The organism is Myxococcus sp. CA040A, assembly GCF_013336725.1.
In the GTDB taxonomy this organism is placed as follows: domain Bacteria; phylum Myxococcota; class Myxococcia; order Myxococcales; family Myxococcaceae; genus Myxococcus; species Myxococcus llanfairpwllgwyngyllgogerychwyrndrobwllllantysiliogogogochensis.
On record NZ_JABUMR010000002.1, the window covers coordinates 1,085,690 to 1,102,685 of the forward strand.

Here is a 16,996-nt window from a genome sequence, read left to right on the forward strand (position 1 = left end):
TGACGGGTAGGAAATCCCCTCCGGATTCCGCGCTGTTGGAGCGGCTCGGAGGGGCGGTCAAGAAGGCCTTGGCAGGAGGTGCCGAGAGGGGCCGACCCTCCGCGAAACCCCGCGTCAATTCTTGACTTTTGACCTCTGGACAAGGGATTCTGTGGTCGACTCCCACCCACAGGGATGGCCCGGCCGTACAGGTCGACGCACCGGGCAAACTCCGACGCCTTCTTCTCGGCAAATCAGGAGTGTGCATCAGAGTGCCGCCGGGGGGGCACAAGGAAGGCCACAACGCAATGAGCGACGCGCGAGTTCTTCACTTCTTCGGCGGCAAGGGCGGGGTCGGTAAGACCACGCTCGCGGCGGCGTACGCGTTGCGGTTGTCGGAGGAGGTCCCGAAGGAGCGGGTGCTGCTCGTTTCGCTGGATCCGGTGCGCTCCCTGTCGGATCTGCTGAAGAAGAAGCTGACCGCGAAGCCCTCGAAGCTGGTGGCGGGCAAGGGTGAGGGTGGCGTCTGGGGCCTGGAGCTGGAGCCGGCCGCGCTGCTCAAGCCGTTCCTGGCGGACTACCTGCCCGCGCTGAAGAAGGCCGCTGGCAAGGGCACCCACTTCTCCGAGGAGGAGCTGGGCTCGCTGTATCAGCAGGCCGTCCCCGGGCTGGAGGAGCTGGTCGGGCTCTTCCACGTGGTGTCGCTGCTGGAGGGTGAGGATTTCGACCGGGTGGTCGTGGACTGCTCGCCCACGAGCCACACGCTGCGCCTGTTCGACCTGCCGGTGGGGCTGCGCAAGTTCCTGGGCCTGGTGAAGGCGGGCGGTGACAAGCCGGCTCCGTCCACGGGCAAGGGCAAGAAGGCGGAGGCCGCCGCGGCGGAGCCGACCTACCTGGAAGCGCTGGGGCAGAAGGCGGAGAAGCTGCTGGGGCTCTTGAAGGACCCCGCGCGCACTGCCTTCCACCTGGTGGCGCTGGCCGAGCCGGTTCCCGAGGCGCAGACGCGCATGCTCTTCACCCAGCTGCGCGAGCGCGGGCTGCCGGTGACGGAGATCGTCGTCAACCAGGTGGAGGACCGCGAGGGGTGTCCCGCGTGTCAGGGCCGCCGGGGTCTGCAGGCGCCGCACGTGCGCAAGTTCCAGGCGCTGGACAAGGCCGTGCCGGTCCACCTGCTGGGTCGTCGTGAAGTGGCGCCGCGCGGGCTGGACGGCGTGGGCCTGTTCGCGAAGGCGTGGGCGGGTGGCAAGGAGACGAAGGCGCTGGAGTTCGCCGCTGCGGAGGGCCCTCCGGCCCTGGTGCGCGCGCCGTCCATGCCGCCCATCGCCGCGCCGCCGCTGCCGCCCACGCGGCTCATCTTCTTCGTGGGGCAGGGCGGAGTGGGCAAGAGCTCCTGCGCCGCCGCCGCCGCCGTGACGCTGACGGAGAAGGAGGGGCCGGTGCTCCTCATCTCCACGGATCCGGCGCACTCGCTGTCGGACGTGCTCCAGAGCCGGCTGACGGACACCGAGACGCAGGTGAAGGGCACCAAGGGCCTGTACGCGCGCGAGCTGGACATGGCGGGTTGGTTCAACGCCCTGCGCAAGCGGCTCAAGGAGAAGGCGGAGAAGGCCTTCGAGGGCGCGCCCAAGGCGGGCAACGACGTCCCCGCGGATCTGCTCTACCTGCGCAACCTGCTGGAGTCCGCGCCCCCGGGCATCGACGAGCTGGCGGCGATGAGCGTGCTCACCGACGCGCTGGTGCAGGAGCGCTTCAAGCGCATCGTCGTGGACTCGTCGCCGGTGGTGAACTCCGTGCGCGTGGTGGAGCTGGCGGAGACGGCGAAGACTTGGCTGGGCGCGCTGCACACCGTGCTCAACAAGCACCGGGCCAAGGGCCTGGGCGAGCTGGCGGACGACATCGCGGGGATGATCAAGCACGCGAAGCGCTTCGAGGAGGCGCTGGCGTCTCCCACGGAGGCGCGCTTCGTCGTCGTCACCCGCGGCGAGGAGCTGGCCGCGTCCCGCACCGAGCGCGTGGTGGAGTACCTGAAGGAGAGGAAGCTCCCGGTGGAGCGCATCCTCGTCAACCGCGTGGGCCCCAAGTCCACCTGCGAGAAGTGCGAGAACCGCCGCAAGCTGGAGCTGAACGCGGCGAAGGCCATCGAGAAGAAGCTGGGCCTGCCCGTCACCATGGCGCCGGCGCTCGGTCGGCACCCGGCCGGGCTGCGCGAGCTGAAGGCGTTCCGGACGGCGTGGTACGCGCTGTCTCCTCCGGCCGCGAAGATCAAGGCCGCCTGAAGCAGCGAGGTGGGGGCCCCGCCATTGTGCTGGTGGCCTCCCACCTGAAACGCCCGCCGAGGCCCGTTCCCGTCCGCCCCCGCTGAGCACCTTGGCGTCCTCTCACGTGAGGACCAAGCGCTCTTCTCGTGGGGCTTCTGTAGGCGTGCGAGCCCCGTCATCCCAAGTGGTGGCTGGTCAGCACTCGGACGCGTGACGTCTCAGGCGTCGCATTCCGAGGGCGCGTCGGTGAACGTTCCGAGTTCGGGGAACGTGAGCGCACCTGCCTCCGTCAGCGTGCCGGTGCGGGGTGCCTGTCCCTTGAGGCGCAGCTCCACCTGACGGCCAGTCACCGAGTACGTCCCGGACACCTCGCTTCGCTGGAGCTGGCCGTCCGCGTCCACGGAGCGGGTCCAGAGGAGGGCCCTGCCCCGGGTGAGGAAGCGCAAACCCCGCGTGCTGCCCTGGACGCCGACGCCCGGGCCGTACCAGGCGACGGTGCGCAGCAGGAAGGGCACATCCGCCTCGCGCTCCGGGACGCGGCCCAGCAGCCGCTGCCAGCCCAGCGTGTCGCGAATGCCGTCCAGGTCGGCGTCCTGGCGGGCGCGGGCCAGGCGCCGGGCGTCCAGCCTCACCGCCTGGGAGAGGTGCTCGACGATGACGTCCCGGTGGGCGCCGTGCTCGCACACGCGGCCCTGCTTGCGCAGGACGCCCAGGGTGGCGGCGGCGTTGTAGCGGGGCAGGGCGTACGCCGGGTCTTCCTTGGCGGCGGCCTGGAACTTCTCCAGGGCCTCCGGGTAGCGGCCGGCCCGGTACAGGCGGAAACCCTCGGTGTTGAGGCCCTTCGCGGAGGGGGGCGCCGGGGTGGCAGGGGGGGCGGTCAGCGCCAGGACGAGCAGCGGCAGGGCCAGAAACATGTCGCTCCGAATGGGACGCAGGTGTCCGGCAGCGTGACACGGTGCGGTGCGTAACCGCTTGCGCGTTGAAAGGTGCCTTACCCTGGTGCTAGTTCCGCGCCATGGCAACCGGCATCAGTTACGCGCTCGACTTCGAGCGCCCGCTCATCGAGCTGGAGAAGAAGATCGATGAGCTCAAGGCGTTGTCCACGGGTGGTTCCGCGGACTTCACCTCGGAGATTTCCAAGCTCGAGAAGAAGGCGAAGAAGCTCCAGACGGAGATCTTCAGTGACTTGACGCGGTGGCAGGTGGTGCAGATGTCCCGCCACCCCGCGCGCCCCTACTTCCTGGACTACATCCGCCTGCTGTTCACCGACTTCGTGGAGCTGTGCGGAGACCGGCACTTCGGCGAGGACCCGTCGATTGTCGGAGGCTTCGCCCGCTTCGACGGCAAGCCGGTGATGGTGATGGGGCACCAGAAGGGCCGCAACACCAAGGAGAACATGGCGCGCAACTTCGGCATGCCGCGCCCGGAGGGCTACCGCAAGGCGCGCCGGCTGATGGAGCTGGCGGAGCGCTTCGAGAAGCCCATCCTCACCTTCGTGGACACGCCGGGCGCCTACCCGGGCATCGGCGCGGAGGAGCGCGGCCAGGCGGAGGCCATCGCCGTCAACCTGGAGGTGATGAGCGGGCTGCGCGTGCCCATCATCTCCACGGTGGTGGGTGAGGGCGGCTCGGGTGGCGCGCTCGCCATTGGCGTGGGCAACCGCGTGCTGATGTTCCAGAACAGTGTCTATTCCGTCATCTCGCCGGAGGGCTGCGCCTCCATCCTCTTCCGCGACGCCAGCAAGGCGGACAAGGCGGCGGATGCGATGAAGCTCACCGCGGGCGACCTGCTCCAGATGAAGATCATCGACGAGGTGGTGCCCGAGCCCGCAGGTGGCGCGCATCGAGACCCCGCGAAGGCGGCCGAGGCGCTGGGCAAGGTGCTGCGCAAGCACCTGGGCCAGCTCGCCGAGCTGTCACCCGACGGTCTGGTCAAGGACCGCTACGCGAAGTTCCGCGCGCTCGGCGTGTTCACCGGTCGCTGAGGCACATCTCCAGGGCCTCTACCTCCATGCGACCTCTCGTTCCTCCCCATGTCGAAACGCTCAAGCCGTACGTGCCGGGCAAGCCCATCGAGGAGACCGAGCGCGAGTTCGGCCTGACCGGTGTCATCAAGCTCGCCTCCAACGAGAACCCGCTGGGGCCCTCCCCGCGCGCGCTCGAGGCCATGCGGCTGGCGTCAACCCAGGTGCATCTGTATCCGGATGCCACGTCGTTCCACCTGGTGCGCCGGCTGGCCGCGTCCCTGGGCGTGCAGCCGCAGGAAGTGGTGCTGGGCAGCGGCTCCAACGAGCTCATCGAGCTGCTCATCCGCACCTTCACCACGCCGGAGGACGAAATCCTCCTGTGCAGGAACTCCTTCTCCGCGTACCGCATTTCCGCGCAGGCCCACGGGCGGCCCTTCGTGGAGGTGCCCATGCGCGAGGGCTACCAGTACGACCTGGAGGCCATGGCGCGCGCGGTGACGCCGCGCACGCGGCTCATCTTCCTGGCCAATCCGGACAACCCCACGGGCACCGCGTTCGGCCGGAAGGAGCTGGAGACCTTCCTCGCGGCCGTCCCGCCCGAGGTGCTGATTGCCTACGACGAGGCCTACTTCGAGTTCGTCGACTGGCCCGACTACGTCAGCGGCGTGGAGTTGTTCCGGCGTCACCCGAACGTCGTGGCGCTGCGCACCTTCAGCAAGATTCACGGGCTGGCGGGCATCCGCCTGGGCTACGGCGTCATGGACGCGAAGCTCGCCATGTATCTGCAGCGCACGCGCATGCCCTTCAACCTGACGGTGGTGGCGCAGGCGGCGGGGCTGGCGGCGCTGGAGGACACCGAGCATGTGCGGCGCACGCGGGAGAACAACCGCGCGGGCCTGCGCTACTTCGAGGCGGAGCTGCCCCCGCTGGGAATCACCCTCACGAAGAGCCACGCGAACTTCGTGTTCGCGGACTTCCGCCGCTCCTCCACCGAGCTGTACGAGCTGCTCCTGCGCAAGGGCGTCATCGTCCGGCCCTTCGCGGGCGGGGGTTTTCCCACCTGTCTTCGCATCTCCGTGGGGACGGCCTCGGAGAACGAGCGGTGCGTGCGCGCACTGAAAGAGGTGCTCTCGTGAGCCCACGCTGCTTCATCGTCGCCATCGACGGGCCGGCCGGTGCTGGCAAGTCCACGGTGTCCAAGCTGCTGGCGCGCCGGCTCGGCTTCTCCCTCGTCGACACGGGCGCCATCTACCGTTGCGTGGCGCTGATGGCGACGGACGAGCGCATCCCCTACGACGACGACGCGCGCCTGGGCGAGCTGCTGGGCCGCGTGCACATCCACTTCCAGGTGGTGGGCGAAGAGAACCGCGTCTTCCTCGGCGGCAAGGACGTGTCGGGCGACATCCGCTCGCCCGAAATCTCCATGGCCGCGTCGCAGGTGTCCGGGCGTCCCGTCGTCCGCGCGGGGCTGCTCCAGCTCCAGCGTCGCCTGGCCCTGGAGTCGAGCAAGGGCTCCATCCTGGAAGGCCGCGACATCGGCACGGTGGTGTTCCCGGACGCGGACGCGAAGTTCTTCCTGGAGGCCAACCCGGAGGTGCGCGCCCGCCGCCGCTTCGAGGAGCTGTTCCAGAAGGGCGTGGAGAGCAGCCTCGACGACGTGCTCGCCGACCAGACGAAGCGCGACAAGGATGACTCCGCGCGCGCGGTGGCTCCGCTGAAGGCCGCGGAGGACGCCATCCGCGTGGACTCCAGCAGCCTGCCGCTGTCGGAGGTGGTGCACTCCATGGAGGCGGAGATCCTCCGCCGCATGGCGGCGCGCGGGTAGGGCGCGTGGGCGCTCCACCTGCTGGGCCGGCTCGGCTCAGAAGGTGACGCCCTCCTTGGAGGGCGCGGGCACCACCAGCGACAGCCGGGGCTGCACGCCCTGGGCGTCGTAGAAGGCGTGGTAGAGGAACAGGTCCGCCACCACCTGCTTGACGTAGCCGCGCGTCTCCCGGAAGGGGATGGACTCCACGAAGAGGTCCAGCGGCAGGTCGCCGCGCTCCTGGGCCCACTTCGCCGCGGCGCTCGGTCCCGCGTTGTATGCGGCCGCCGCGAGCACCGGATGTGAGAAGCGCTCCATGAGCCGTGACAGGTACCAGGCCCCGTAGCGGATGTTGCGCTCGGGCGAGAAGAGGTCGGCGGGCGCCGGGTCTGGCTCCGCGAGCTTCCGGGCGATCTCCGTCGCCGTCTTGGGGATGATCTGCATCAGCCCGCGCGCGTCCGCCGCGCTCATGACCTCCGGCTTGAAGGCGCTCTCCCGCCGCATGATGGCCCACACCAGGAACGGGTCCACCTTGTGCGCCGTCGCCGCCTGCTCCACCGCGTTCGAGAAGGCCCGAGGATAGAAGGCCGCGAGCGCATCCGGCTCGCGGGAGCCGAAGGCCCGGCCCCACAGGTGTCGCGCCGCCACCGTGTGCGCATGGCCGAACTCACCCAGGCCGATCAACGCGTGCGCGAAGGGCAGGGCCTGGTCCGCGGAGCGCAGGCGCGCCACATGCGACTCCACCTCTTCGGCCGCGTCCCGGAACAGGCCCGCGCGCGTCAGCTCCACCGCCAGCCCCAGCTCGGGAGGACGCGGCAGCTCCAGCGACAGGGGAGGGCGCGGGAAGCTCGCCGGTGCCACCCGTCCCAGCTCCTTGAGCCGCTCCGAGGCCAGCAGCGCGTAGAACGACGCGGGCGCCACGGTGATGAGACGCTCGTACTCCGGGCCGACCTCCGCGGCGGCCCCGCCGCCCAACTCGCGGCTGCGCGCCATCCAGTAGCGCGCCTGCGGGGCCAGGCTGCTCCTCGGGAAGGTCGCCACCAGCGACTCCAGCGACGCGCGCGCCTTCGCGTAGTCCGCCAGTCGCAGGTACGCGAGAGACCGGAACCACAGGCCCTCGTCCCGACGCCGCGAGCGCGCGTAGCGCTCCCCATGCGCGGTGAAGGCCTTCGCGGCCTCGGCGAAGCGCCCCGCCTGCAGGTCGAGCCAGCCCGCGAAGAAGGCGCCTTCCTCGCCCGCGGACTGCGAGGCGTACTTCTGGTCCAGCGCCGCCATCAGCGCCCGGGCCTTCTCGTTGTCGTCCGCGCGCAGGGCCCGCCGCGCCACGAGCAGCTCCGCGTCGGCCGCGACACTCGCGGGCCCCTTCTCCGCGACGGCGAGCGCCTGCCGCGCCTCCTCGTCGCGGCCCAGCGCGAACAGGGCCCTGGCCCGCAGCAGCGACACCTTCGCCGTCTGCTCCTTCGAGAGCTTGTCGCCCTTCAGCGCCTCCAGTTCCTCCAGCGCGCGCTGGGACGCGCCACCGCTGAGGAAGCCCTCGGTGCGCTGCGCGCGCTCCGCGAAGCCCAGGCGCACCCCGGGACGGCGGACCTCGGTGAGCCACTTCACCGCGTCATCGGCGTACGGGTGCGTGGGAAAGCGCAGCGCCACCGTCATCAAATCCGCCTGCTGCCCCGCGCGATTGCCCGACGCGCCTCGCGCCTGGGCCCGCTGGAAGAGCAGCTCCGGGGACGGCGTCGCCTTCACCGCCGCCTCCAGCACGCCCACCGCCTGCTTCGCCTTGCCCGCCTTCAGGAGCGATTCGCCCAGCCGTGACCGGGCCCGCGTCACCAGGTCCAGGGGCGCTCCCGGGGCCTCCAGCACCCGCGCGAAGTCCAGCGCGGCCCCCGCGGCATCCCCCGCGTAGAAGCGCGCCTGGCCCAGATAGAAGGCCCGGTAGGGCTCCAGCAGGGCAGGGGCGGGGCCGGCCGCGAGCATGTCGCGCGCCTCGGCCGCTCGCCCGTCGGACAGGGCCAGTGTGCCCGCCAGCAAGGCGAGCCGCCCCGCGTCTGGACACTGCTTCGCCACGCAGGCAGCCCACTCGCTCTGGGCCCGAGAGGTCGCGTCGGTCTGATGAAGCCGCACGGCCTCCAGGGTTGTCGGGGATTGTCCCAGGGAAACCCCCAGTGCCCACCCCGCGACCGTCCCCATCCAGCTCATGTGTTCTCCCTTTCAGCACGCGGCTTTGCGGCCTGCCAACGAGACGCGTCCCTCAATCATTCCCCCTCTCACACGAGGGGGGTGGTTTGACAGCCGGCCCGACAAGTCCTAAATCCGCGCGCCATCGGGCCGGTTCGAAATGTCCTCAACCCGTCGTCATTCGCTGAAAGCGTTCAGGCGATTACGTGCTCTTGGGTCATTGAAGTCGGCCCGTTGCGTCACCCGGGGTGCATCACTACTTTGCACGGCCGTTGCACGCTACCCCGGTCCGTCGTTGTCCAGGCGGGACCTGTCGTCCGGTAACACTGCTCGTTCACAGCGCTCGGGGGGGGAAACAGCACAGAGGGAGGGCTCCATGAAGCCGTGTCCAGCCGATCTGCCGCAAACCATCAATCCCGAGGCCGGGCCGAAGCGTGCCGGTGTCGAGACGCATCGCAACCTGAATTGCCACCAGTATGACAACTGCCTGGACGAAGCGGTCCGGCGAGGGTGGCAGTCCTTCACATGCATGAAGTGCCCGATGTATCAGCACGCCGCGCCGCCGCAGATGGGCCTCGAGGCTTACGCCACCCAGCGCCGTCCCGTCTGATTCAGAGTCGCTTCACCGTGTGAGGGGAGGCCCCGTTATGGAGAGGGGCGCCCCACACGGGCCGCGCCCGCCGCGCCTCACTGGACCGCGGCGTAGATGACGGCGACCCAGTATTGCTTCGCGCCAAAGCGCTTCGAATCGCCCCGCACCACGCCCACGCCCACCCGGTTGTTGGTGGCTTCGGTGACGCTGCGGGACTCGGGGAGCGCGGCCGGGTCCGAGACCACGAAGAAGTCCACCGATGCGGTCCCCGCGTCGGGGAGCACCCGGAACACCCGTTCGTGCAAGGGCGCCTCGCCAGGCTGGGCCGCGGGCTGGTCCAACTCCAGCGCATGTCGGGCATGTGCCAGCGCCAGTGACTCCAGCGCCTGACTCCGGGCCAGGGGCGGCAGCTTCTTCGCGGCGCGCCACCGCGCCAGGGCGTCATACGCGTCCTGCTGGGGATTCTGCGGGTCCGCCGAGGCGGGCGACGCGGCGGTGAAGACCTCCGTGACGGTGGCCTCGCTGCGACCGCCTGCCACTGTTCGCAGGACGACGCCCACCCCCATGAAGCGGAACCCGGGATCCAACAGGTTCCGGCGGTGACCCGGGCTGTGCTCGATGCCGAAGTGCGCCGCGAGCGGCCCGGCGGCCTGCCCCAGGTTCTCTCCGGCCCGTCCGTAGCGCGAGCCCGGGGGAAGTCGACGGGTGAGGGTGCTCCCATCCGGCGCGATGTGCGCGAAGAAGCCCTCCGTCGTCATGCGCGTGCTGTACCCCTGGGCCACGCGCTCCAGCACCGGGTCCGGCATCAGCTCCACCAGCCCATGGGCCCGGCGCAGGGCGTTGATGCGCTCATGCAGCGCGCTCCGCGCGCCTTCCTCCGTGGTGGGCTCCACGTTGTTCTCGCGCTCGCCGCGCAGACGGACTTCCCCAATCTGCGTGAGGAACAGGGACGTGACTTCCGGGCCCGCGTCGCCCTGCGCGACCACCTCCACCGTGTAGGTGCCGGGCTTGAGGAAATCCAGGCGCGTGCAGAAGTCGGAGCCCTCCGTTCCTCGCCGCGTGAGGGGGACGATGACCACTTCGCCGTCGGGTCGCGTGACGTAGATCTCCGGCGCATGGAGCGGCGGATTGAGCCTTCCGCAGAGTGTCTGCACCGCGCGCTCGCCGGGCATGACGCGGGGGAACGGCTTCAGCTCCGCCTTGCGGTCCGACACCAACGTCACCAGGGCGGCGCGCTTGTCCACCAGGGCCACGCCCACGCCGAAGTGGGTGGCCCGATCCGAGTTGAGGTCGGTCCGGGCGCGCAGCGACTCGAGCGCATGCGCATGGGCCCACGCGCGGATGACAAGCGCCCGGGGCGCCGGATCCGCCGCGCCCGCGTCGCTGACGGCCTCCGTGAGGGTGAAGAGGTCGGGTGCACCCGTGAAGACGCCGCTGAGCGCATCGTGGGCCAGTCGCCTCGCGGCCACGCTCAGCGCGCTGTCTTCCGTGGGCGCGCGACGTCCCACGCGCTCGAACTCCCGCACCACATGCTGGGCGGCCTGCCGCTCCATCGACTCCGCCGGCGTCAGCGGGGCCTTGCGCTCGGGCGGTGGGGTGCGCGGCGCCAGGGGCGCTGACGGCGGCGGCGCGGCCCTGGAGGGCGTGGCGGGCCTCGTTGCTCCCGTCGTGGGCCCGGGCGCGGCGGCCAGGAGTGCCGTCAGCGCGAGCACGGCGATCATCGGGTGTCCCACCGGAAGGTGAGCGCCTTCACCGTGCCGGGGCCCAGTCGTTCATTGAGCTGCGCGCACAGCGAGGGCGCTTCGGCCTCCAGGGTGCGGGCCCACTCGGCGCTCGTGACGATGACGACGAGGGTGCCGCCCTCCAACGCACGGGGGGAGCTATGGCGGGCAATGTGTGCTCCCACCACCGCGCCCCACACGGGTGCGAGGGCATGGCCCCGGCCTGACTCACCCGCGAGGCGCGCCAGGACACGGGGTAGGAGACTTTCCAGGGACTTGGGCTCGCCACGGGCCATCGCGCACGATGATGATTCGTGAGAACCTGAAAGCCAACCACCTGTTGCGTGACGTGGGCGAAGAGCGGGCGGCCGGGTCCGACGGTGTCCAGCGAGGGGGCTTCAGGGCCCTCCGCGCCGTCGCGCGACGGGCGTCGTGCCTGTATGGTCTTGGGCGTTCCGCCCCCCGGGAGCCGCACCGAATGAGTCCCTCGCCTCGTCCCCTGCTGCTGACAGCCCTCGTGTGCGCCCTGGGGACGCTGGCCGGCTGTGGGATGAACGCCGACGAAATCCCCGGCATCCCCGGCGACAACAAGCCGCTGCCGGGCCCCTGCGCGGTGGACCAGGACTGCCCGAACCCGTCCCTCTTCATCTGCAACACGGCGCTGTCCCGCTGTGAGCCCGCCTGTCGGACCCGCGAGGACTGTGAGGAGGGCAAGCGCCAGCAATATGCGCTGCCCATGTGTGACAACCCGCTGGGCTGTCAGTGCGACATGAACCGGTGCGTGGTGGGCCTGTGCGCCGCGGACGCGGATTGCGGCGTGGACGAGGTCTGCCGGGACGGGGCCTGCGGGGCGCCTCCTGCCCCGGCGCTCGCGGCCTCGTGCCAGGTGACGCCGGAGGTCGTCGTGGGCAGCCCCGAGTTGTCCGTCGTCTTCGGGGTGTGGGTGAAGGATGCGTCCGGGCGGCCCGTGGTGCCGCGTGATGGCGCGACGTGGTCGTCCCTCTCTCCGATGGCGACAGGCGGGGGCACGGGCGTCCGGGCTGCTTTCACGTTGCGGGTGCCCGGCGCGGAGCAGGACGTGGTGGAGGCGCGCGTCGGCTCGGCCGTGTGCCGCGCCCGCGTCATGGTGCTCAGCCCCGACGTGCCGGACGGAGGAGTGCGAGTGCTCGTGTTTGACGAGCTGACGGGACGCCCGTTGCCGCTGGCCTCCGTCGCCGTGTCGGAGGTGGGCGGGAAGATGTTGTCGGTGGCGCTGACGGGGCTCGATGGCGTCGCGTGGGTGCCCGCCTCGGGCACCGTGGGCCTGTCCGCCTTCCACCCGGACTTCGGCTACCTCACGCTGGCCCGCCATGACGTGGACGACCACCGCGATGTCCGGATGGCGCTGCGGCGCAACCCGCAGGATTTCTCCGGAGGCGTGCGGGTCGACTTCGTCGAGCCGCGTGCGGCCGGCGTCCCGGCTCCCATGCTGCGGTTGGGAATGACGGGCCTGTCGGTGCCGGGACTCTTCTCCGAGCTGGCGTCGGGGACGTTGCTGGGCTTCGAGCGCGAGGTGGAAGTGAGCGCGGGCGGCACGCGGCGACTGCCCTTGCCGTCGGGCACGGCGCTCTGGTTGGAGGGGGGCACGCCGCCTCCGGCCTCCGCGCCCGGGGTGGCGGGTATCTGCGATGGCGCGCTGGCGGGCGTGTTGAATCCCGAGGAGGCCATCCTGTCCGGTACCTGTGGCACCCGCGCGGCCTGGGGGCTGACGGGGAGCGTGCCGGTGGCGGAGCTGCCGCTCAATGCACTGGAACCCGGAGCCGACCCGCTGCTGATGCTGGGGCGCCTGCTCCCCCTGTCTCCGCGCTTCTATTCGTCCGTGGCGCGCGATGCCGCCTTCCGCCTGGTCCCCACGCCGGGCCTCTCCACGGGAGAGCCAAGGCCAGACACCGTGGCGTATTCCGAGAGCGTGTCCCTGGACTTCGAGGGCGTGCGTCTGGCGTTTCCCTTCGCCGTGCGCGTCCCGGAGCTTCCTCGCTACCGGGGGACCTATCTGGACCGGGCCTATGTGGTGAGCACCGTGGTGGCGCCGGGACGAGGGCTGGTGCCCCTGGGGCTCGGAGCCGCGGCCAACGTCGCGCCCGCGGACCCGAACACGGACGCGGATGTGCGGGTGGGCCGGTCCGGCGTGGTGGCCCTGCGCATGGCCCCCGCGCACCATGGCCTGGAGGGGCAGCCCTACCGACTCCTGGTGGGAGCCACCTCCCGAGCGGCCCTCGACGATGCCTCCGCGGGCACGGCGACCGGCTTCGTGGTGGCGGACCTGCCGGGATTGACCTTCGACCCCCTGGGCGAGCACCCCGTCGAGCCCACCGTCGACTTCCTCCCGATTCCCGAGGACGCCCGCTACAACTTCGACGGCGCCGAGGCCCACGGACTCCAGGGACGAGAGCTGCGCGCCGATGTCGACGAGCCCGCCACCCTGGTCCGCGTCGTCTTCACGGACCGCCTCGGGCGACGCTGGACGGTCCTGGCCTCACCCGACGAGCTCGAGGAGGGCATCCGTGTTCCTCGACCTCCCGCGGGGCTCGAGGACCGGACGTACTTCGGCGACCACCTGGGCTCGCGGGCGCTCCTTCGAGTGGAGGTGCTCCAGGTTACCGGGCGTGATGCTCGCGACACCCTGGGGCCCTCGCGGCTGGTGGCGGCGGGCGGTCCAGGCCTGGACCACGTGGGGGACCTGACTCGCGCGGCGTCGTCGCTGGACGTGGGGCGCCCGGAAGTCACCTGGCTCTATCCGGAGCTGGAGGGACAGCGGCTGAGCCGGGGAAGCGCCGTCCGCGTCCGAGTCACCGGTTTTCGCCCGGGCGCGAGCGCCGGGGCCGACGGCCGCGTGCGTGTCATGGTACGGGGTGGCGGGAAGGGCTGCGAGGAGATCCTCGTGAGCGACTCCGCCGCCTCACCCGCGACGGGGGAAGTGCAGCTCCAGCTCCCGGTCAACTGCTCCGGGACAGGGGTGTCGCTCATCGCCTCGCTGGAGGACACGGAGGGCGCGCTGCTGCGTCCACCTGTCTTCACCTCGAGGGGCGTGGATATCCCCTAGGGGGGATGAAGGAAGACGTCGTTGGTTGGATGTCGATGGACGGAGGTTCCCTACCTGGCGTCTCGCCTTGTGATTCGCTTTCTGGATTTGCAGGGTGGTAGCGTCTCGTGGGTCGTTCGCTGGAGGAGCGGTGCAGAAGGAGACGGTCGTCACGGTCATCTCGAAGATCTCCGACCGGCCGGTCAACCTCGACGCGGCGCTGGTGGTGATCTACGGATTGGACCTGGGTCGGAAGTTCGATTTGACGCGCGAGGAGACGCTGATCGGGCGCTCGTCGAAGTGCGACATCCAGATCGACCAGGAGTCGGTGAGCCGCAACCACGCGGCCATCGCGAATACCCGCGAGGGCGTGAAGATTCGCGACGCGGGCTCCACCAACGGCACGTTCATCAACGACGAGGTGGTGGAGGGTGATCGCGAGCTGCGCAACGGCGACCTGGTGAAGATTGGCCGCACCATCTTCAAGTACATCGCGGGCGGCAACATCGAGGCCGCCTACCACGATGAGATCTACCGGCTGACCACGATGGACGGCCTGACGCAGATCTACAACCGCCGCTACTTCGACGAGCAGCTGGACCGGGAGATCTCCCGCAGCCGCCGTTATGAGCGCGTGCTGTCGCTGGTGCTGGTGGACATCGACCACTTCAAGAAGGTGAACGACAAGTTCGGGCACCTGGCGGGAGACTCGGTGCTCAAGCAACTGGCGTCCACGGTGCGCACGCGCATCCGGCGCGAGGATGTCTTCGCGCGCTATGGCGGCGAGGAGTTCGCCATCCTGTTGCCGGAAGTGGCGCTGGTCGGCGCGCGACAGCTCTCCGAGAAGGTCCGGCGGTTGGTGGAGAAGCAGCGCTTCGAGTTTGATCGCCAGCCCATCCCCGTCACCATCTCCCTGGGCGTGGCCGTGTTGGACCCTCGCCACCGCGAGCCCGGAGACCTGGTGCGCGCGGCGGACGAGAAGCTCTTCGAGGCGAAGACGGGTGGGCGCAACCGCGTCATCGCCTGACGCGGCATGCGCCCCTCGGGGCGTCCGATTCAGCCGGCGAAGATGGAGCGCCGCTCCCGCAGCAGCGTGTGGATCATCGACTGGATGGCCTCGCGCGTGCGCTCGGTGAGTCGACCCACTTCGCCCAGGTCCTCCGCGGCTTCAGGGGGCAGGCCGTCCATGGCGATGGGTTCGCCGAAGCGGATGCTCCACTTGGCGGGCAGCGGGCCCAGCGGCGTGAGGGGCACGTAGGGCAACCCGAAGAAGCTCGCGGGAATGCGTCCCAGCAGGGGGGAGGTCTCCTCCGCGCCGACGATGGCCACCGGGACGATGGGCGCTCCCGTGCGAAGGGCGAGCTTCACGAAGCCACCTCGCCCGAAACGCTTGAGCCGGTAGCGCTCCGCGAAGGGCTTGCTGAGCCCCTGGTAGCCCTCCGGGAAGACGACCAGTGGGCGCTGCTCGTCGAGCAGCCGCAGCGCGTTCTCCGGGCATGCCCGCACGGCGCCCAGGCGATTGAAGAGGGTGCCCAGCACGGGCGCGTGGAAGATCTGATCCTCCACCAGCCAGCGTGATTCGCGCAGGTCGGGGCGCTCGCGAGCCAGGGTGAGCGACATCACCAGGCCGTCATAAGGCAGGGCGCCCGAGTGGTTCGCCACCAGGATGGCCGCGCCCTTGGGGATGTGGTCCGTGCCCTGCGCGGCGACGCGCCAGTACTGGCCATAGAGGAACTCCAGCACGGGCTCCAGCCGCTGCACCAGTGACGGGTCCTTGCCGTACTCGTCCAGGTGGGCGCCTCCGCCCGTGCCCAGGCCCGCGCGGACGGCGTCCAGCATGCCGTTCATCGCGCCCCAGGCACGTCCCAGTCCCTCGCTGGCCAGCGCCTGTCCGGCGATTTCACGCGCCAGCGACAGCATGCCGGTGGCGCGCTGCGCGAGGGGACGAGGGGCGTCGGATTCCCGCGAGCCATCCGGAGCCAGCGCCGCGCGCGCCGCATCCTCCTCGGCGGTTGCGGGCACCAGGGACAAGGGGCCTCGACGGCCTGGGGGGAACTCGTCGCGCGTCGCGTCTGGCATTTCCACCTCCGGCTCCAGCGAGGAGCGGGTTGTCGAGAGGGGCGGGGAGGACAGCTCCCACACGTCATCGGCGTCGTCCGGGGTTTCGTCGAGGTCGGAGAGCTCCAGCACCGCGCCCGCCAGGTCCTCGTGCGGCTCGATACGGGAACCCTGGCCCGCGTCGGATTCGTTCGCGGTGTTGTTCGCGGCGCGCTCCTCGAGCGTGTCCCTGGAGTGCGTGAAGGGGGCGCGGCGATCCATCACCTCCGCGACGGCGAGCTCGGCGGCGCTCTCGGCCACCTGCGCGGCGACGGTGGCGGCGAGCTCGCGCTCGCGTTCCGGGCGGCGGGTCGAGGGGCTGTGGTCCAGGACCTCCTCGACCGCGGCTTCGGCGAGCTCGGTCGCCATCTCCGTGGCGAGGAGCCTGTCCACGGGCTCCTTGGAGCCGTCCCGTCGCTTCATCGCCACATCCACGGCGTGCTTCGCGGTGACTTCGGCCACCTCGGCGGCGAGGGCTTCCGCGAGCGCGTGGTCCACCTCCCGCTGATGGGGTGTTCTCGCCGCGTTGGCGTCATCCAGGGCTGGAGCGCGCGCGGGCGGCGGCTCGCGCGGCGTCACCGGAGCCGCGGGTTCACGCAGGGGCTCGACCTCGGCCGAAGGCACTGCGGACGTGTCGGCGGGGCGCGTCGCGGCGACGTCCTGGCCGAGGGTGTCGTGGGACACCGAAGCCGCGGACTCGTCGCCTTGCTGCGCCCGTGCACCGCGAGATGCCGATGCAGGGGCCTGGTGGCCAGCACCCGATGCGCGCTGCGAAGCGCCCGCCCCGGAGGGCTGACGGGCTGCCGCACTCGGGCCATCCTTCGGGCCCTTGGCGCCATTCGTGCGAGAGGGTGCTTTCGCGTTGGCGTTGGACGCGTGCTTCACCTTCGTGTCGGGCCGCGTGGCGTTCGCCCTGAGCTTCGCCTCGTCGCCGACCTTCGAGCCGGCCGTGCCTCGCGACGCCGTGCCCTGTGGCTGTTTCGTTCCCACTCCGGTTCGCGAAGCGGATGCACCGCCTCCGGAATGCGCCCTGGCCTCGCCCGCGCTCCGGGTCGCCGCCGTGGTGGAGCCCTTCGCCCCGCCCGTGGACTTCGCGGGTGCGGGCTTCGCGCTGGAGGGCTTCTTCGCTCGGCCCTTGTCCAGGGTGCCATCATTCCTGGCGTGGGCCGCGCTCGGGCCCGACGACGCGCGGGTGTTCGCGGTCTTCTTCTTGTCGTCGGAGGTCCCGCGCTCGGAGGGCGAGCGCTCCTGCTTCGCATGGGGGCCGGGCTTCGCGGGCGCGCCATCGCGGGTGGCGGCTCCGCGCTGGAAGGGATCGTTCCCGAGGACACCCTTGGCCATCT

Annotated in this window: 12 protein-coding genes; 7 read left to right on the plus strand and 5 right to left on the minus strand. The window is 70.7% G+C overall.

All coding sequences use genetic code 11. The features are described from left to right. The first annotated feature begins 287 nt into the window (after positions 1 to 287). Positions 288 to 2,255 (plus strand): ArsA family ATPase, encoded by a 1,968-nt coding sequence (locus HUA75_RS11150; protein ID WP_141644772.1) that lies wholly within the window; start codon positions 288 to 290, stop codon positions 2,253 to 2,255. Between the two features lie 200 nt (positions 2,256 to 2,455). Here the strand turns inward: HUA75_RS11150 and HUA75_RS11155 are convergent, their stop codons facing one another. Beyond that, positions 2,456 to 3,151: a tetratricopeptide repeat protein gene (locus tag HUA75_RS11155; protein ID WP_174486345.1), complete on the minus strand. Its 696-nt coding sequence runs from the start codon at positions 3,149 to 3,151 to the stop codon at positions 2,456 to 2,458. A 101-nt stretch (positions 3,152 to 3,252) separates the two neighbouring features. On the opposite strand from HUA75_RS11155, the gene HUA75_RS11160 reads away from it, so the two are divergent. The 3 genes from HUA75_RS11160 to cmk are packed head-to-tail and all read left to right on the plus strand — an operon-like array spanning position 3,253 to position 6,028. Then, positions 3,253 to 4,221, plus strand: coding sequence for an acetyl-CoA carboxylase carboxyltransferase subunit alpha (locus HUA75_RS11160; protein ID WP_141648761.1), 969 nt, complete (start codon positions 3,253 to 3,255; stop codon positions 4,219 to 4,221). Positions 4,222 to 4,247: 26 nt separating this feature from the next. Then, the gene (hisC, locus tag HUA75_RS11165; protein ID WP_174486346.1) at positions 4,248 to 5,339 is read left to right on the plus strand and encodes a histidinol-phosphate transaminase; all 1,092 of its coding nucleotides are present in this window, start codon (positions 4,248 to 4,250) and stop codon (positions 5,337 to 5,339) included. Beyond that, entirely contained in the window at positions 5,336 to 6,028 is a 693-nt protein-coding gene (cmk, locus tag HUA75_RS11170) for a (d)CMP kinase (protein ID WP_141648763.1), read from the plus strand. Before hisC ends, cmk begins: the two co-directional genes overlap by 4 nt. Positions 6,029 to 6,064: 36 nt before the next feature. On the opposite strand, the gene HUA75_RS11175 is transcribed toward cmk, so the two are convergent. After that, positions 6,065 to 8,203 carry a transglycosylase SLT domain-containing protein gene (locus HUA75_RS11175; protein WP_174486347.1) on the minus strand — a complete coding sequence of 713 codons (2,139 nt, stop codon included), beginning with the start codon at positions 8,201 to 8,203 and terminating at the stop codon, positions 6,065 to 6,067. 355 nt (positions 8,204 to 8,558) lie between these two features. Here HUA75_RS11175 and HUA75_RS11180 point away from each other — a divergent pair, with 355 nt between their 5' ends. Continuing rightward, positions 8,559 to 8,792, plus strand: a complete 234-nt coding sequence (locus HUA75_RS11180) for a hypothetical protein (RefSeq protein ID WP_141648765.1) — start codon at positions 8,559 to 8,561, stop codon at positions 8,790 to 8,792. 77 nt (positions 8,793 to 8,869) lie between these two features. On the opposite strand, the gene HUA75_RS11185 is transcribed toward HUA75_RS11180, so the two are convergent. Continuing rightward, positions 8,870 to 10,495 carry a CAP domain-containing protein gene (locus HUA75_RS11185; RefSeq protein ID WP_174486348.1) on the minus strand — a complete coding sequence of 542 codons (1,626 nt, stop codon included), beginning with the start codon at positions 10,493 to 10,495 and terminating at the stop codon, positions 8,870 to 8,872. Then, positions 10,492 to 10,791, minus strand: coding sequence for a DciA family protein (locus HUA75_RS11190; protein ID WP_141648767.1), 300 nt, complete (start codon positions 10,789 to 10,791; stop codon positions 10,492 to 10,494). Before HUA75_RS11190 ends, HUA75_RS11185 begins: the two co-directional genes overlap by 4 nt. A gap of 182 nt (positions 10,792 to 10,973) precedes the next feature. On the opposite strand from HUA75_RS11190, the gene HUA75_RS11195 reads away from it, so the two are divergent. Together HUA75_RS11195 and HUA75_RS11200 are read left to right on the plus strand one after the other, a co-directional pair. Next, complete coding sequence (locus HUA75_RS11195; RefSeq protein ID WP_174486349.1) at positions 10,974 to 13,577, plus strand: carboxypeptidase regulatory-like domain-containing protein; 2,604 nt, start codon at positions 10,974 to 10,976, stop codon at positions 13,575 to 13,577. A gap of 130 nt (positions 13,578 to 13,707) precedes the next feature. After that, positions 13,708 to 14,583, plus strand: coding sequence for a GGDEF domain-containing protein (locus HUA75_RS11200; protein ID WP_141647946.1), 876 nt, complete (start codon positions 13,708 to 13,710; stop codon positions 14,581 to 14,583). Between the two features lie 29 nt (positions 14,584 to 14,612). Here the strand turns inward: HUA75_RS11200 and HUA75_RS11205 are convergent, their stop codons facing one another. Then, complete coding sequence (locus HUA75_RS11205) at positions 14,613 to 16,994, minus strand: lysophospholipid acyltransferase family protein (protein ID WP_174486350.1); 2,382 nt, start codon at positions 16,992 to 16,994, stop codon at positions 14,613 to 14,615. Positions 16,995 to 16,996: the final 2 nt, after the last annotated feature.

Bases quoted from the DNA above. Each gene is read 5' to 3' on its own strand.
- HUA75_RS11150 (WP_141644772.1), top strand. From the start codon at position 288: ATGAGCGACGCGCGAGTTCTTCACTTCTTCGGCGGCAAGGGCGGGGTC.
- HUA75_RS11155 (WP_174486345.1), bottom strand. From the start codon at position 3,151: ATGTTTCTGGCCCTGCCGCTGCTCGTCCTGGCGCTGACCGCCCCCCCT.
- HUA75_RS11160 (WP_141648761.1), top strand. From the start codon at position 3,253: ATGGCAACCGGCATCAGTTACGCGCTCGACTTCGAGCGCCCGCTCATC.
- hisC (WP_174486346.1), top strand. From the start codon at position 4,248: ATGCGACCTCTCGTTCCTCCCCATGTCGAAACGCTCAAGCCGTACGTG.
- HUA75_RS11175 (WP_174486347.1), bottom strand. From the start codon at position 8,203: ATGAGCTGGATGGGGACGGTCGCGGGGTGGGCACTGGGGGTTTCCCTG.
- HUA75_RS11180 (WP_141648765.1), top strand. From the start codon at position 8,559: ATGAAGCCGTGTCCAGCCGATCTGCCGCAAACCATCAATCCCGAGGCC.
- HUA75_RS11185 (WP_174486348.1), bottom strand. From the start codon at position 10,495: ATGATCGCCGTGCTCGCGCTGACGGCACTCCTGGCCGCCGCGCCCGGG.
- HUA75_RS11190 (WP_141648767.1), bottom strand. From the start codon at position 10,791: ATGGCCCGTGGCGAGCCCAAGTCCCTGGAAAGTCTCCTACCCCGTGTC.
- HUA75_RS11195 (WP_174486349.1), top strand. From the start codon at position 10,974: ATGAGTCCCTCGCCTCGTCCCCTGCTGCTGACAGCCCTCGTGTGCGCC.
- HUA75_RS11205 (WP_174486350.1), bottom strand. From the start codon at position 16,994: ATGGCCAAGGGTGTCCTCGGGAACGATCCCTTCCAGCGCGGAGCCGCC.